At 67.3% G+C, this 15,932-nt stretch carries 14 protein-coding genes; 6 read left to right on the top strand and 8 right to left on the bottom strand.

Translation table 11 applies throughout. The annotated features are described in order from the left end of the window. The first annotated feature begins 24 nt into the window (after positions 1-24). Both F468_RS0101375 and ggt read left to right on the top strand, forming a co-directional pair. Entirely contained in the window at positions 25-273 is a 249-nt protein-coding gene (locus tag F468_RS0101375) for a YfhL family 4Fe-4S dicluster ferredoxin (protein WP_012981508.1), read from the top strand. 2 nt (positions 274-275) lie between these two features. Next, entirely contained in the window at positions 276-1,979 is a 1,704-nt protein-coding gene (ggt, locus tag F468_RS0101380; protein WP_018994483.1) for a gamma-glutamyltransferase, read from the top strand. A gap of 141 nt (positions 1,980-2,120) precedes the next feature. Here ggt and rpsT read toward each other — a convergent pair whose 3' ends face one another. Beyond that, the gene (rpsT, locus tag F468_RS0101385) at positions 2,121-2,390 is read right to left on the bottom strand and encodes a 30S ribosomal protein S20 (RefSeq protein ID WP_018863226.1); all 270 of its coding nucleotides are present in this window, start codon (positions 2,388-2,390) and stop codon (positions 2,121-2,123) included. A 160-nt stretch (positions 2,391-2,550) separates the two neighbouring features. On the opposite strand from rpsT, the gene F468_RS0101390 reads away from it, so the two are divergent. Beyond that, positions 2,551-3,081, top strand: coding sequence for a DsrE family protein (locus F468_RS0101390; RefSeq protein ID WP_038048854.1), 531 nt, complete (start codon positions 2,551-2,553; stop codon positions 3,079-3,081). Positions 3,082-3,127: 46 nt separating this feature from the next. On the opposite strand, the gene uvrD is transcribed toward F468_RS0101390, so the two are convergent. Next, on the bottom strand, positions 3,128-5,341 hold the full coding sequence (gene uvrD, locus F468_RS0101395) for a DNA helicase II (protein WP_018139836.1): 2,214 nt from the start codon (positions 5,339-5,341) through the stop codon (positions 3,128-3,130). A gap of 177 nt (positions 5,342-5,518) precedes the next feature. On the opposite strand from uvrD, the gene F468_RS0101400 reads away from it, so the two are divergent. Then, entirely contained in the window at positions 5,519-8,317 is a 2,799-nt protein-coding gene (locus F468_RS0101400) for a 2-oxoglutarate dehydrogenase E1 component (RefSeq protein ID WP_018994484.1), read from the top strand. Between the two features lie 28 nt (positions 8,318-8,345). Then, positions 8,346-9,689: a 2-oxoglutarate dehydrogenase complex dihydrolipoyllysine-residue succinyltransferase gene (gene odhB, locus F468_RS0101405; RefSeq protein ID WP_018994485.1), complete on the top strand. Its 1,344-nt coding sequence runs from the start codon at positions 8,346-8,348 to the stop codon at positions 9,687-9,689. Between the two features lie 142 nt (positions 9,690-9,831). Here the strand turns inward: odhB and ubiB are convergent, their stop codons facing one another. Genes ubiB through F468_RS0101425 form a run of 4 tightly spaced genes read right to left on the bottom strand, consistent with a single transcriptional unit; the run spans position 9,832 to position 13,276 of the window. Next, positions 9,832-11,517: a ubiquinone biosynthesis regulatory protein kinase UbiB gene (gene ubiB, locus F468_RS0101410; protein ID WP_018994486.1), complete on the bottom strand. Its 1,686-nt coding sequence runs from the start codon at positions 11,515-11,517 to the stop codon at positions 9,832-9,834. Next, the gene (locus tag F468_RS0101415) at positions 11,517-12,140 is read right to left on the bottom strand and encodes an SCP2 domain-containing protein (protein ID WP_018139840.1); all 624 of its coding nucleotides are present in this window, start codon (positions 12,138-12,140) and stop codon (positions 11,517-11,519) included. Before F468_RS0101415 ends, ubiB begins: the two co-directional genes overlap by 1 nt. 18 nt (positions 12,141-12,158) lie before the next feature. After that, positions 12,159-12,908 carry a bifunctional demethylmenaquinone methyltransferase/2-methoxy-6-polyprenyl-1,4-benzoquinol methylase UbiE gene (gene ubiE / locus F468_RS0101420; RefSeq protein WP_018139841.1) on the bottom strand — a complete coding sequence of 250 codons (750 nt, stop codon included), beginning with the start codon at positions 12,906-12,908 and terminating at the stop codon, positions 12,159-12,161. Positions 12,909-12,910: 2 nt separating this feature from the next. Then, positions 12,911-13,276: a gamma-butyrobetaine hydroxylase-like domain-containing protein gene (locus tag F468_RS0101425; protein WP_018139842.1), complete on the bottom strand. Its 366-nt coding sequence runs from the start codon at positions 13,274-13,276 to the stop codon at positions 12,911-12,913. A gap of 397 nt (positions 13,277-13,673) precedes the next feature. Between F468_RS0101425 and F468_RS14720 the strand changes: the two genes are divergently transcribed. Beyond that, positions 13,674-13,808: a hypothetical protein gene (locus F468_RS14720; protein ID WP_019592270.1), complete on the top strand. Its 135-nt coding sequence runs from the start codon at positions 13,674-13,676 to the stop codon at positions 13,806-13,808. Between the two features lie 103 nt (positions 13,809-13,911). Here F468_RS14720 and hslU read toward each other — a convergent pair whose 3' ends face one another. Beyond that, positions 13,912-15,246: an ATP-dependent protease ATPase subunit HslU gene (hslU, locus tag F468_RS0101435; RefSeq protein WP_018994487.1), complete on the bottom strand. Its 1,335-nt coding sequence runs from the start codon at positions 15,244-15,246 to the stop codon at positions 13,912-13,914. A 45-nt stretch (positions 15,247-15,291) separates the two neighbouring features. Beyond that, on the bottom strand, positions 15,292-15,834 hold the full coding sequence (gene hslV / locus F468_RS0101440; RefSeq protein ID WP_018139854.1) for an ATP-dependent protease subunit HslV: 543 nt from the start codon (positions 15,832-15,834) through the stop codon (positions 15,292-15,294). Positions 15,835-15,932: the final 98 nt, after the last annotated feature.

Below are 15,932 nucleotides of genomic sequence, written 5' to 3' on the forward strand. Positions count from 1 at the left end.
GCGACTGGATACGAGGACAACCCCATGGCTCTGATGATCACCGACGAATGCATCAACTGCGATGTCTGCGAGCCCGAGTGCCCGAACGAGGCCATCTATCCCGGTGACGAGATCTACGAGATCGACCCGGAGCGCTGCACCGAGTGCGTCGGGCATTACGACGAACCGCAGTGCCAGGATGTCTGCCCGGTCGATTGCATCCCGCTGGACCCTGACCGCAAGGAAACACGCGAGCAGCTACAGGCGAAGTACGAGAAGCTGATGGGCGCGTAACGATGCTCGCGCGCCTGCTCCCCGCCGCCCTGGCTGCCACCCTGCTGGCGGCACCCGTTCAGGCCGAGGGGCCCGGCCAGGGGGCGGTGGCCTCCGCCCACCCGGAGGCCACTGCGGCGGGCGAGCGTATCCTCGCCGCCGGGGGCAACGCGTTCGATGCCGCCGTCGCTGTAACAGCGGCCCTGGGCGTGGCCGAGCCCTATGGTTCCGGCCTCGGCGGCGGTGGGTTCTTTCTGCTCTACGACGCGGCGAATGATCGCAGCGTGATGCTGGACGCCCGCGAGACCGCTCCGGGCGAGGCGCATCGCGACATGTACCTGGACGACGATGGCGAGGTGGTCGAGGGTCTTTCGCTCGACGGGGTCCTCGCCGCCGGGATCCCCGGCATGCCCGCCGGGATCGACCACCTGTCCCGCCACTACGGCAGCCTCCCGCTTGGCGATGCGCTGGAGCCGGCCATCCGCCTGGCCGAGGACGGGGTCGAGGTGGGCAGCCGTTACAACCAGATGGCCAGCTTCCGCCACCAGGCGCTGCGGGACGGCGCCGATGCGGCGCAGATTTTCCTCGACAACGGCGGCGTGCCCGACGCGGGCATGCGCCTGGTGCAGCCGGATCTGGCCGACACCCTGCGTCTCTTGGCCGAAGAGGGTCGCGACGGTTTCTATACCGGCGCCCTGGCCGGGCGCCTGGTCGAAGGGGTGCGCGAGGCCGGCGGCATCTGGACGCTGGAAGACCTTGAGGGCTACGAGGCCGTCGAGCGCGACCCGATCCACATCGAATATCGGGGTGCACGGATTACCACGGCCTCGCCGCCGTCCTCGGGCGGCGTCGCCCTGGGGCAAATCCTGAACATCCTCTCGTTCTACGACCTCGAAGAGCTGGCCCCGGACCTGCGCGCGCATCTGACCATCGAGGCGATGCGCCGCGCCTACCGTGATCGTGCCGAGTACCTGGGCGATCCGGACCATGTCGACATGCCGCTGGAGCGGTTGTTGTCGCGCGACTACGCGGCAGGGTTGCGCGCGACCATCCACCCGGACGAGGCCACGCCCAGCCGCTACCTGCCGCTATCGGTGGACCCGCAGGCGGATGTCCCGGACCCGGCGCAGGCCAACGAGAGCCCGGAGACGACCCATTTCTCCGTGATCGACGCCGACGGTAACCGCGTGGCCGCCACGCTGACGTTGAACTACCCGTTCGGCTCCGGCTATGTGGTGCCCGGCACCGGGGTCCTGCTGAACAACGAGATGGACGACTTCTCGGCCAAGCCGGGCGAGCCCAATGCCTATGGGCTGATCGGTTTTGAGGCGAATGCGATTGCCCCGTATCGGCGGCCCTTGTCGAGCATGAGCCCGACCTTTGTCGAGACCGATGATCGCGTTGCGATCCTGGGCACCCCGGGCGGCAGCCGTATCATCACCATGGTGCTGCACGGCATCCTGGGTGTGGTGGAGGGCTTGGATGCGGAGGCGATCGTGGAGCAGCCGCGCTATCACCACCAGTACCTGCCGGATCGCGTGGAACACGAGACCAGTGCATTCGATATGGAAACGCGCGGGCAACTGGTGTCGCGCGGCCACCGCCTGGTGCCTCAGGTGCGCCCCTTCGGCGACATGCAGGCGATCCTGTGGGAGCGCGGGGAAGGGCGGCTGGAGGCAGCCTCCGACCCGCGTGGCGAGGGTGGCGCCCGCGTGCTCTCCGAGTAACCAGTTCGCGGTTCGCGCCCAGCTGCCGCGGCTGCCATGTTTTCCTGAAGCGAGCCACGCAAAAAGCCGCGCCCGGATCATGTCCGGGCGCGGCTTGGCAGGCAATCCCGTTCGGGGCTGGGCCCCGAACGGCCGGGGCATTTAGCCCTGGGCCAGGTCGCGGATGCGGGCGTTCAGGCGGCTCTTGTGGCGCGCCGCCTTGTTCCGGTGGATCAGCCCCTTGCTCACGGTCGCGTCGATGACCGGCACGGCCTTCTTGTAGGCCTCGCTGGCTGCCTGGGCATCGCCCTGCTGCAGCGGCTTCAGTACGGCCTTCATGGCCGTACGGAAACGGGAGCGAAGCGCCACGTTGTGAGCGCGATTTTTGACCGCCTGACGGGCCCGTTTACGGGCAGAAGCAATATTCGCCAAAGTACTTCCCTCGCGTTGATGCGCTAGGTTCTGGAAAAGGCGGCAGAGCATACCGCTGGCCCCGGTTCGCGTCAACCTTGTGCCGCTGGGGTTCTGGATGGCGTCGCGGGGTCGTGGCGTCTACTGTATAAGACACGACAACCCCACAAGGAGAACCACGATGTTTCCGCTCCCCCGCGCCGCTCGAATGGCACGCCTGCCCGGTTTTGCGATGGCCCTGATGCTGACGGGTCTGCTGTTCGCCGCGTTGGCGTTCACGCCCCGTGCCGAGGCCATGGAGCCCGAGGCCAAGGTGGTATATCACGCCGATTTCGCCGATCCCCGGCGTTTCTCCGCGATGCTGACCAGCATCAACAATATGATGACGCACTACCAGGACGAGTTCATGGACGTGGATGTGCGCATCGTGTTCGTCGCACACGGCATCCGTTTCCTGACCGATGACGACCTCGACGGCTCGCCCTTCGAGGCTGATGAGGAGCTCCAGGAGCAGCGCGATGAGCTGCGTGGTCGCCTGTCCAGCCTGGTCAGTTCTCACGGAGTGAAACTGGAGCTGTGCGAGATCACCCGTAGTCAGATCAATCTCGACGAAGACCTGGTGTACGACAACGTCGAGATGGTGCCCTCGGGCGTGGTACGTATCGCCGAGCTGCAGAACGAGAAGGGATTCGCCTACATCAAGATCGAGTAACCGGCGCCGCTGAAGGCAGTCTCAAGCCCCGCCTCGGCGGGGCTTTTTAGTGCTGGCCCAGGACCTCGAGCTTGGCGAATCCGAGTACCAGCCATTTGGAACCCGCGTGGGCGAAGTTCACCTGCACCCGTGCCGAGTTGCCCGAGCCCTCGAACTGGGTGATCAGGCCCTCGCCGAATTTCGCATGGTGCACGCGGGCTCCGATCGACAGACCATTGTCGCGGGCCGCGGCATCTGAGGTATCCAGCGACCCAAAGCCCGCGGTGCGCTGGCGGCTGGCGGCAAAGCGCCCCGCACCAAACGGCGAGGCCTGCGGGCGCAGCACCTCCAGGGCCTCTTCCGGGATCTCGTTGATAAAGCGCGAGGCAACGTTGTAGGACTCGCGCCCGTACAGGCGCCGGGTCTCGGCGTGGATCAGGTACAGCTCCTGCTCCGCGCGGGTCATGCCGACGTAGGCCAGGCGGCGCTCCTCCTCCAGTCGCCCCGGCTCCTCCAGCGAGCGCGAGTTGGGGAACAGGCCCTCTTCCAGGCCGGTAAGGAAGACCAGCGGGAACTCGAGGCCCTTGGCGGAGTGCAGGGTCATCATCTGCACCGCGTCCTCGTGCGGGTCGGCTGCGCCCTCGCCGGCCTCCAGCGCGGCGTGGGCGAGGAACTCGGTCAGGCGGTTGCCTTCGCCTTCCTCGCTCTCGGCGGTGGGCTCCATGTCGAAGGCGCGCGCCGCGCCTACCAGTTCGTCCAGGTTCTCCAGGCGGGCCTCGCCGCGCTCGCCCTTCTCCTTCTTGTAGTGCTCGCGCAGCTGCGCGCGCTCGATCGCCTGTTCCACCTGATCGGCCAGCGGCTGGCGCGGCAGCTCCTGCTGCAGGCTGTGGATCAGCTGGATGAAGCCGGCGACCGCGTTGCGCGCGCGGCCGGGTAGCGCGTCGGCGTCGACCGCATGGACAGCCGCCTTCAGCAGGCTGGTGTCCGCCGCCTGGGCCGCCCCGCGCAGGCCCTCCAGGGTCTTTTCGCCGATCCCGCGCGGCGGCTGATTGACCACGCGCAGGAAGGCGGCGTCGTCATCGCCGTTGCCGGCCAGGCGCAGGTAGGCCAGGGCGTCGCGGATCTCCTGGCGCTCGAAGAAGCGCAGGCCGCCGTAGACCCGGTAGGGCATACGCCGACCGATGAAGGTCTCCTCCAGTACACGTGACTGGGCGTTGGAGCGATACAGCACCGCGCACTCGCGATGCAGCCCGCCCTGGTCCACATGGCGGGCGATGGTCTCGGCGATGAAGCGCGCCTCTTCCTGCTCGTTCAGCGCGGTGTACAGGCGCACCGGGGCGCCTTCCTTGTCCTCGGTCCAAAGCTCCTTGCCGAGACGCCCGGAGTTGTGGCGGATCAGTGCGTTGGCGGCGTTCAGGATGTTGGCGCTGGAGCGGTAGTTCTGCTCCAGGCGCACGACCTGGGTGCCCGGGTAGTCCTGCTGGAAGTGCTGGATGTTCTCGATCTTCGCGCCGCGCCAGCCGTAGATGGACTGGTCGTCGTCGCCGACCGCGAACACGGGGCTGTCGCCGGCCAGCAGGCGCAGCCAGGCGTACTGGATGTCGTTGGTGTCCTGGAACTCGTCGACCAGCACATGGCGAAAGCGCGTGCGGTAGTGCTCCAGCAGCGCCTTGTTGTCGCGCAGCAGCTCCAGCGAGCGCAGCATCAGTTCGGCGAAATCCACCACCCCGGCACGCTCGCAGGCCTGCTGGTAGGTGGTGTAGACGCGCACCCACTGGCGGGCGACCGGGTCGCCGGTATCCGGCAGGTGTTCCGGGCGCGAGCCCTCGTCCTTGCGCGCATTGATGTACCACTGCGCCTGTTTCGGCGGCCAGCGCGCCTCGTCCAGCTCCAGGCCGCGCAGCACGCGCTTGACCATGCGCAGCTGGTCGTCGGAGTCGAGGATCTGGAAGCCCTGCGGCAGCCGCGCGTCCTGCCAGTGCTGGCGCAGCAGACGGTGGGCCAGCCCGTGGAAGGTGCCGACCCACAGCCCGGTCGCCGGGTGGCCCAGCAGCGCCTCGATGCGCCCGCGCATCTCGGCCGCCGCCTTGTTGGTGAAGGTAACCGCCAGCAGGCTGTGCGGGGCCACGCCCTCCACACCGATCAGCCAGGCGATGCGGTGCACCAGCACGCGGGTCTTGCCGGAGCCGGCGCCGGCCAGCACCAGCAGGGGTTGTGGCGGGGCCGCCACGGCCTCGCGCTGGGCCGGGTTCAGGGAATCGAGCAGGGGGGAGACATCCATGCGTGAATGGTAGGGAAACCCGGCCGGAATCGCACGTTGTGCACGCGGGGCGTGTGCCTTCCGCCGCGCAAACGCGCTACTCTCGGGCAAAGTCCTCATCGGCCCCGCGCGGGGAACCTCGCAGCCGAGAACGGTCCCAAGTAACAACACCGCGCACGCGCAATCGGAACATCGCGAATGAATGACATGCCCTCGCTGCACCGGCTGGATACGCCGGTCTCCGGACAGGAGCTGCACCCGGACAACCTGCTTTTCGCCGAGACCCTGCTGGAACGCTACCGCGAGGACCCGGAGTCGGTGCCGCCGGCCTGGGCCGACTACTTCCGCTCGCTGGAGGGTGCGCCGCGGCTGGAACGGCGTCGTTCGACCGATCGCCCGGACCTGGCCCATGAGCAGTTGCAGATCCGGGTGCTTCAGTTCATCAACTCCTATCGCTATCTGGGCCACTTCGGGGCGCGTCTGGATCCGCTGGAGCGGGAGGCCCCCGAGCCGCCGGTGGAGCTGAGTCGGGGGTATCACGGGCTGGACCGGGTCGGCCCGGAGATCCTGTTCGATCCCGGTTCCCTGTTCATCGAGGGCCCGGTGTCGCTGGACACGATCGAGCGGGTGCTGCGCGAGACCTACTGCGCGAGCATCGGTGCCGAATACATGCACATCGCGGCGACCGAGGAAAAACGCTGGCTGCAGGAGCGGCTGGAGTCGGCCCATGGTCACTTCGGCTTTGGCGACGAGACGCGGCTGGCCATCCTCGAGCGCCTGACGGCGGCCGAGGGGCTGGAGCGCTATCTGCACCGGCGCTATGTCGGACAGAAGCGCTTCTCCCTGGAAGGCGCGGAGAGCCTGATTCCGCTATTGAATGCCCTGGTCCAGCGCGGCGGTGCGCGCGGGCTGCAGGAGGTCGTGCTGGGCATGGCGCATCGCGGGCGCCTGAACGTGCTGGTCAACCTGTTCGGCAAGGCCCCCGCGGATCTGGCCGGCGAGTTCGAGGGCCGCCCGCGCGACGATCGTGGCACCGGGGACGTCAAGTACCACATGGGCTTCTCCTCGAATGTCGAGACGCCCGGCGGTCCGGTCCATCTGGCGCTGGCGTTCAACCCCTCGCATCTGGAGATCGTGACGCCCGTCGTCGAGGGCTCGGTGCGCGCCCGCCAGGTCCGCATAGCCGATCGGAAGGGCAACCGGGTGATGCCCGTGGTGATCCATGGCGATGCCGCGTTCGCCGGCCAGGGCGTGGTCATGGAAACCCTGAACATGTCCCAGACCCGGGGGTTTTCCACCAAGGGCACGGTGCACGTGGTGGTGAACAACCAGGTCGGGTTTACCACTTCGACCCTGAAAGACGCCCGCTCGACGCATTACGCGACCGATGTCGCCAAAATGGTGAACGCGCCGATCCTGCACGTGAACGGCGACGATCCCGAGGCTGTGGTGTTTGTCACCCAGGTCGCGCTGGATTACCGCATGCGCTTCTGCAAGGACGTGGTGATCGACCTGGTCTGCTACCGCCGCCAAGGACACAACGAGGCCGACGAGCCGGCCGCCACGCAGCCGCACATGTACCGCCGTATCCGCGACCTGCCGACCACCCGCGAGCTATACGCGCGCTCACTGATCGAGGCCGGGCTGACCGAAGAGAAGGCCCAGGACGAGGCGGTCGAGGCCTATCGCGGCCGCCTGGATGCCGGCGAGCCCGTGGCCCTGTCGCTGCACGACGACGGGCATGGCACCACGACCAACTGGGCGCCCTATGTGAACCAGACCTGGGATCAGGACGTGGAGACGGGCGTGGAGAGCGCGCGCCTGTCGCGTATGCTCGACCAGCTCTCGACACCGCCGGAGGGCTTTCAGGTCCACCCGCGCGTGCAGAAGATCCTCGACGCCCGCCGGGCGATGGCCGCGGGCGATCAGCTGCTGGACTGGGGCGCGGCCGAGACGCTGGCCTACGGCACGCTGATCCAGGATGGCTACCGTATTCGCCTGTCCGGCCAGGACTCCGGGCGCGGCACATTCTTCCACCGCCACGCGGTGTTGCACGACCAGGAGACAGGGAAGGCGCTGGTGCCGCTGCGTCGGCTGGACCCGGATCATCCGCGCTTCCTGGTCATCGATTCGCTGCTGTCCGAGGAAGGCGTGCTCGCATTCGAGTACGGCTATGCAACGGCCGCGCCGGAGGCCCTGGTGGTCTGGGAGGCGCAGTTTGGTGACTTCGTCAACGGCGCGCAGGTGGTGATCGACCAGTTCATCTCCTCCGGCGAACAGAAATGGGGCCGTTTGTGCGGGCTGACGCTGCTATTGCCGCATGGTTACGAGGGTCAGGGCCCGGAGCACTCCTCGGCCCGGCCCGAGCGCTTCCTGCAACTGGCGGCTCAGGAGAACATGCAGGTCTGCGTGCCGACCACGCCCGCGCAGATCTTCCATCTGCTGCGTCGGCAGATGGTGCGCCCCTATCGCAAGCCGCTCATCGTGATGACGCCGAAGAGCCTGCTGCGGCACCAGGATGCGGTCTCCGATCTCGAGGCGCTGGCGCACGGGCAGTACCAGACGGTGATCGACGATGCGCGCATTGAGGACCCCAAGGCCGTCAAGCGGGTGCTGCTGACCAGTGGCCGCATCTACTATGACCTGGCTGCAAGCCAGTCCGAGGGCCAGCACTGGGGTGTCGCGATCCTGCGCCTGGAGCAGAGCTACCCGTTCCCCGAGGAGCGCCTGACCGAACTGCTGGGGCGCTACCCACACGCGGAGGAGTTCGTCTGGGTGCAGGACGAGCCGGAGAATCAGGGCTATCTGGGATTCCTGGCGCCGCGCATCAATCCACTGCTGACGGTGCGTGGTCAGACGCTGCACGCGGTCGCACGACCCCCGGCCGCCGCGCCGGCGGTCGGCTACCCGGAGGTCCACAAGGCGCAGTTGAAGGATCTGCTCGAGCGGGCATTCGGCCCGATCAGCTCGCGCGACACCCCGCACCCCACGCCCTGAACACTGACGCACAGCACAAGGAAGCGAGATGGCACCCGACCCCACCCCGATCAAGGTCCCCGAACTCCCGGAGTCCGTTGCCGATGCGACCGTGGTCGCCCTGCACAAAAAGGCAGGCGACACGGTCAAGCGCGATGAACTGATCGCCGAGCTCGAGACCGACAAGGTCGTGCTCGAGGTCTCCGCCCCGTCTGCGGGGGCCCTGACAGCGCTGGAGGTCAGCGAGGGCGATACCGTGAAGACCGACGCGGTGATCGCCTACCTGGGCGCGGCCGATGAAGCGGCCGATGAAGCGGCCGATGAAGCGGCCGAGGAAGACTCCGAGGCGGAAGGGGAGGAGGCCTCGATACCTTCACAGCCGGCTGCTCGGGAATCGTCCGATGACAAGACCTCGTCACCCCGTGCCGAGGACAGGGGCAAGGCCCGGGACACCGCGAACGTTGTGCCCGAAGGCGGCTCCGGTGGCGCCGCCCCGCCCCCCAGCCCGTCCGTGCGGCGCTTGTTGCAGGAGGCCGGGCTCAAGGCCGAGGACGTCGAGGGCACGGGCGAGGACGGCCGTATCCTGCGCGAGGACGTTGAGCGAGTGCAGACGGACCGATCGCGCCGCAGCGAGGCGCCTTCTTCGGCGTCGCCTCAGGGGCGTGCCCCGGAGCGCGAGCGGGCGCCGTCCGCCGGCAGTATCGAACGCGTCCCGATGACGCGCCTGCGTGCGCGCATCGCCGAGCGGCTGCTGGAGGCCAAGCAGTCCACCGCGATGCTGACGACCTTCAACGAGATCGACATGTCCGCGGCGATGGACCTGCGCGCGCGCTACAAGGAGACCTTCGAGAAGCGCCACTCGATCAAGTTGGGCTTCATGGGCTTGTTCGTGGCCGCTGCCAGTCGTGCGCTGGAGCGCTTCCCGATCATCAATGCCGCGCTGGATGGCGAGGAGATCGTCTATCACCATTTCAGCGACATCGGCATCGCCGTGTCCTCGCCGCGCGGGCTGGTGGTGCCGGTGCTGCGTGATACCGGCAACGCCAGCGTCGCCGACATCGAGCGACGCATCCGCGACTTCGCGGAACGCGCCAGCGACGGCAAGCTGGACATCGACGAGCTGCGCGGCGGCACCTTCACGATCACCAACGGCGGTGTATTCGGCTCGCTGTTTTCCACCCCGATCGTGAACCCGCCACAAAGCGCCATCCTCGGCATGCACGCGATCAAGGAGCGCCCCGTTGCGGTGGACGGCGAGGTGGTGATCCGGCCGATGATGTATATCGCCCTCTCCTACGACCACCGCCTGGTCGACGGCGCCGATGCCGTACGCTTCCTCGTCGCGATCAAGGACGCAATCGAGGACCCGGCACGCCTGCTCCTCGACGTCTGACCCCGCGTCGGCCCCGAACCCCGCCCTCTGTAGGAGGCCAGCCCTCTGGCCGATGGACAGGTCCCCATCGGCCAGAGGGCTGGTCTCCTGCTGTCTGCGGCGACACGGCCCATGAATGAACGGGCGACGCTGCCTGTGGTGTTCAGGTGGGATCGACGGGGCGGCGGTACGGGCCCGGGCGCAGCCCGAATAGCAGCATGGCGGCGCCGACCAGGCCGAGCGGCCAGGACGGCCAGGCCAGTCCGAGCCAGGTGGACACGTCGAGCTGGGTGGCCAGCCCCGCCAGGGCGAGCAGACCCGCGCCTCCCCAGGCCTCGTGCCGCCTGCGGTTCTGGCGGCGCAGCCCCTCTTCAAGATCGCGGATCTGCTGGCGCAGGGCGGCGTCGCGCTCGGCGCGCTGTTCCTCCACCGTGAGGGCCTTTTCCAGGTGCATGGGCATTTCGGGCAGCTGGGCGAGCAGGCGCGGCAGGTGCTGCTGCGCATTGCGGATGAATGCGCGCACGCCCATGCGCTCGTGCATCCAGTCCTCGATGAACGGCTTGGCGGTTGTCCACAGGTCCAGCTGCGGATAGAGCTGGCGGCCCAGACCCTCGATGTTCAGCAGGGTCTTCTGCAGCAGCACCAGCTGCGGCTGGACCTCCATGTTGAAGCGCCGGGCCGTCTGGAACAGGCGCAGGAGGACCTGACCGAAGGAGATCTCCTCGAGCGGGCGCTGGAAGATCGGCTCGCAGACGGTGCGGATCGCCGCCTCGAACTCGTCCACGCGGGTGTCCTTCGGCACCCAGCCGGATTCCACGTGCAACTCGGCCACGCGGCGGTAGTCGCGGTTGAAGAACGCGTGGAAATTCTCTGCCAGGTAGCGCTGGTCGGAGTCGAGCAGCGAGCCGACGATGCCGAAGTCCACCGCCAGATAAGTCGGGTTGTCCGGGTGGGTGGCGTCCACAAAGATGTTGCCCGGGTGCATGTCGGCGTGGAAGAAGTTGTGCTGGAACACTTGCGTGAAGAAGATCTCCACTCCGCGTTCGGCCAGCAGCCTCAGGTCCACGTTGCGTTCACGCAGTGCCGCGATATCCGCCACCGGGATGCCGCCGATGCGCTCCATCACCAGCACGCTGCGGCGCGTGTAGTCCCAGATGATCTCCGGGATGTACAGCAGGTGGCTGTCCTCGAAGTTGCGGTGGATCGCGGCGGCGTTCGCGCCCTCGCGGATCAGGTCCAGCTCGTCGGTGACGGTCTTTTCGTATTCGTCCACCACCTCGCGCGGACGCAGGCGCTTGGCCTCGGACCAGTAGCGATCGGCCAGATCCGCGATCAGGTGCATCACCTCGAGATCCGCACGGATGGTCTTGAGGATGCCGGGGCGCACGACCTTGACCACGACCTCGCGCCCGTCCTGCAGCGTGGCCGCATGCACCTGTGCGATGGAGGCCGAGGCGATCGGCGTGTCCTCGAACGTGGCGAAGGCGATCTCGATCGGACGTTCCAGCTCGGCCTCGATCAGGGCGCGCGCCTGCTCGAACGGGAACGGGGGTACCCGGTCCTGCAGCCGCGCCAGCTCCACCGCGATGTCGTCCGGCAGCAGATCGCGCCGGGTGGACAACATCTGCCCGAATTTAATGAAGATCGGCCCCAGGTCTTCCAGCGCGCGGCGGATGCGCTCGCCGCGTGTGCCTTCGGTGCGGCGAAACCAATTCCAGGGTGCGAGATAGAGCAGGAAGCTAAGCGGGCGCAGCGGCTTCAGCGTAAACAGGATGACATCGAGGCGATAGCGCACCAGGACCCGCGCGATGGTCCACAGCCGCAGCCCCCGGTACAGCGCGCGGCGCATCAGGCCTGCCGGTCGTCGGTATCGGAGGCGGCCCCGGCCTCCAGCCGGTGCAGGCGTGCATCCAGTCGCGCGACGCCGTCGCGCAGGTCGGAGACGTCCTCGGCAAAGGCCTCGAAGGCCCCGCCTGCTGGCAGCCACTCGAGCTCGTCACGCAGATAGTCGGCCGTGTCCTCGGCGGAGCGGCGGCCGAGGTGACGCAGACTGCCACGAGCCTGATCGAGCAGGTGGCGCAGCGGCCCAGCGGCCCCGACGCCGGCAAAGCGCTCGAACAGCCCCTCCCAGTCGACCCCGGAGTCGCGCAGCGCATGCTGCAGATCGGAGAGCACGGTGGCCTCACCGGTGATGGTCAGCCCGGAGCGGTCGTCCCGGCCCATGGCCGCGGCGAGCGACAGCGGCGATCCCGCCAGCTGCACATCCACCGGTTCCTCGACACCGCCGATGACCTGCAGCCGGTCGGCGGCCCCGACCAGCGAAAAGGCCAGCCCCGGGGGCTCGATCACGATGGCGATTGCACGCCCGGCCAGGCGTGCGCGGTCCTTCTCCGGCGCGCTCGCCAGGTGCTCGTTGAGCGTGGCCTCGATCAAGGCCGTGAGCGGGCTGGGCAGGGCGAGGGGTTCGGTCATGGTGAGGCCCGCATCTCCCTAGAGTTTTGTGCCGCGATGCAGGGCGACGATTCCGCCGGTCAGGTTGTCGTACTCGACGCGCTCCAGACCGGCGTCGCGCATCATGCCGGCCAGGGTCTCCTGATCCGGGTGCATGCGGATGGACTCCGCCAGGTAGCGGTAGCTGTCGGCATCGTTGGCGACCAGCTTGCCCATCAGCGGCAGCATCTTGAACGAATAGATATCGTAGATCGGGCGCAGCGGTGCCATCGGCTGCGAGAACTCCAGCACCAGCACGCGCCCGCCGGGCTTGATCACCCGGCGCATCTCGGCCAGCGCGCGTTCCTTGCGGGTCACGTTGCGCAGGCCGAAGGCGATGGTCACGCGGTCGAAGTAGTCATCCGGATAGGGGAGCTGTTCCGCGTCCGCCTGCACGAAGTCGAGGTTGCCCACGTGGCCCTCGTCCAGCATGCGGTCGCGCCCGGCCTCCAGCATCGAGGCGTTGATGTCGCAGACCACGATCTGCCCCTTCGGCCCGACGCGTGGGGCAAAGGCCCCGGCCAGGTCCCCGGTACCCCCGGCCAGGTCCAGGATCTTCATGCCCGGGCGCACGCCGGTGCGCTCCAGCGTGTAGCGCTTCCAGATGCGATGGACGCCCATCGACATCAGGTCGTTCATCACGTCGTAGCGCGAGGCGACCGAGTGGAAGACCTCGCCGACCCGTGAGGCCTTTTCGGACTCGGGGACGCTCTGGTAGCCGAAGTGGGTCTTGCCGGGTTCTTCTTTCATTGTCAGTGCGTCTTGCGCTCGTGGCCGGCCTCTTTCAGCCGATCCAGGTAATCCTGCCACAGACTTTCCTGCTCCGTGCCGAGCTTGTGCAGGTAATCCCAGTCGTAGATGCCGGTGTCGTGGCCGTCGGAGAACTCCAGCTTCACTGCATAGTTACCGACCGGCTCGATGCCGGTGATGTTCACATCCTCCTTGTCCACCTGCAGCACCTCCTGGCCCGGCCCGTGCCCGCGCACCTCGGCGGAGGGCGAGTACACGCGCAGAAACTCGCAGGGCAGCTCGAAATGCGAGCCATCGGAGTAGGTCAGCTCCAGGATGCGCGACTTCTGATGCAACTGGATATCGGTGGGTCGGTGCTTACTGCTCATGCGGCCTCCAGAATCCTCGGTCGGGGCGAGCCCGGAAAGATCTTGCGCAACCGCCCAAGGCGGCCATCGTCAAAGGACTGCGAGGATACCAGCCCAGCACGCTAGCGTGGCATCTCCCACGCGCAGCGCGGGCCTGACGGAACGGCCGGTCGCGCGCGAAAGCCTGAACGAACACTGAGGCCAGCGCTGCTTGTTACCCGTAGTTCCGGGTGAATGGGAAACAAGCTGGGTTGATGTTAACGGAACAAATGCAAGGAACCTTGGTGTTAATTTGCGGGGATTTTTTGAACACAAGTGCCACCATTTGGGGCGATTTGTTGACGCCAACGGCACTTGGGACGGATGGTCCTGTTTCTTCCTGGATGCCGTAAGCGAACAGGCCCAAAGCAGCATGCACGTGGCTCGCTCCATCCGCGATCACTACGAGGCGATGAAGGTGCGTTTTGCCGAGGTGCTCGGCTCGCGGTATTTCGTCCTCGCCCTGGACTATCTGGTTACCTGGACGGTATTTCCCAACAGTCGCCTCACTTGAAGCACCCGGATTCCCCGACAAACGGCCGCACGGTTCACCCGCGTGCTCCTTGAAGAAGGCCTTCTGCAACCGGTACGCGGGGTGGCAGGCGGCAGGGCCGGCTTTAGAGGATGTAGCGGGAGAGGTCTTCGTTTTCGACCAGGTCGCCGAGGCGTTCGTCGACGAAGCTGCGGTCGACTACGACGGCGCCGTCGACGTCCGGGGCGCGGTAGGCGACGTCCTGCAGCAGGCGTTCCAGCACGGTGTGCAGGCGGCGGGCGCCGATGTTCTCGGTGCGCGCGTTCACGTCATGGGCGATCTCGGCGAGGCGGCGCACGCCGTCTTCCTCGAAGCGCAGTTCCACGCCTTCGGTCTTCATCAACTCGGTGTACTGCTCGGTCAGCGAGGCGGTGGGTTCTGTCAGGATGCGCACGAAGGCGTCCACCGACAGCGGGCCCAGTTCGACGCGGATCGGGAGTCGGCCCTGCAGCTCCGGCACGAGGTCGGACGGCTTGGACAGGTGGAAGGCGCCGGAGGCGATGAACAGGATGTGGTCGGTGCGCACCATGCCCAGCTTGGTGGAGACGGTGGTGCCCTCGATCAGAGGCAGCAGGTCGCGCTGCACGCCCTCGCGCGAGACCTCGCCGCTGCTGCCCTTGTCGCTGCCCTTGGCGACCTTGTCGATCTCGTCGAGAAAGACGATGCCGCTTTGTTCGACGCGGTCGATCGCCTGCAGCTTCAGCTCTTCTTCGTTGATCAGGCGTGCGGCCTCTTCCTCGACCAGCAGCTTGCGTGCCTCGGCGATCTGCAGCCGGCGCGAGCGGGTCTTCTGGCCGCCAATGTTCTGGAACATCGACTGCAGCTGACTGGCCATCTCCTCCATGCCCGGCGGGGTCATGATCTCCACGCCGTGCGGGTTCTGCTGCACCTCGATGTCGATCTCGCGCTCGTCCAGGTCGCCCTCGCGCAGGCGCTTGCGCAGCTTCTGGCGGGTGTCGCTGTTGGAATCGTCCTGCGCGGATTCGGTGAAGCCGGCGTTGCGCGGGCGGGGCAGCAGGGCATCGAGGATGCGCTCCTCCGCCGCGTCTTCGGCCTTGACGCGGTTCTCCTTGATGGCCTCGTCGCGCAGCTGCTTGACCGCGGCCTCGGCGAGGTCACGGATGATCGATTCGACATCGCGGCCGACATAACCGACCTCGGTGAACTTGGTCGCCTCGATCTTGATGAACGGCGCGCGGGCGAGCTTGGCCAGGCGCCGGGCGATCTCGGTCTTGCCGACGCCGGTCGGGCCGATCATCAGGATGTTCTTGGGGGTGACCTCCGGCTGCAGCTCCGGGGGGAGCTGGCGGCGGCGCCAGCGGTTGCGCAGGGCAATGGCGACGGAGCGCTTGGCCTCGTCCTGGCCGATGATGTAACGGTCCAGTTCCTGGACGATCTCGCGGGGGGTCATGTCGGTCATGGCAAAAGGGGCCTTGGTCGAATCGTTCGTGCGGGGCCGGGCGCGTTATTCCGCGTCCAGGCTCTCCAGCGTGAGGTTGTGATTGGTGTACACGCAGATGTCGGCGGCGATGTTCAGCGACTTCTCCACGATGTCGCGGGCCGACAGGTCGGTATTCTGCAGCAGGGCCTGGGCGGAGGCCTGGGCATAGGGGCCGCCGGAGCCGATCGCGATCAGCGCGTTTTCCGGTTCGATTACGTCGCCGTTGCCGGAGATCACGAAGGAGTTCTCGCGGTCGGACACGGCCAGCAGGGCCTCCAGCCGGCGCAGGGCGCGGTCGGTTCGCCAGTCCTTGGCCAGCTCGACCGCGGAGCGGGTGAGGTTGCCGGAGTGTTTCTCCAGCATGCCCTCGAAGCGCTCGAACAGGGTGAAGGCATCGGCCGTCCCGCCGGCAAAGCCAGCCAGGATGCGGTCGTGGTAGACGCGGCGCACCTTGCGCGCGTTGCCCTTCATCACGGTGTTGCCAAGCGATACCTGGCCGTCGCCTCCGAGGGTGACGGCGCCGTCCTTGCGGACGCAGACGATGGTGGTGCCGCGAAACTGTTCCACGGGCGCTCTCCTTTGTGCTGCGGTCGGGGCCGGCCGCCCGCCTTGCTGCATTGCGAGACCGCCAGGGGCTGCTCGCAGGCACTAGGGGGTCAGGTTGT

Source organism: Thioalkalivibrio sp. ALJ2, from assembly GCF_000378325.1.
GTDB lineage: Bacteria > Pseudomonadota > Gammaproteobacteria > Ectothiorhodospirales > Ectothiorhodospiraceae > Thioalkalivibrio.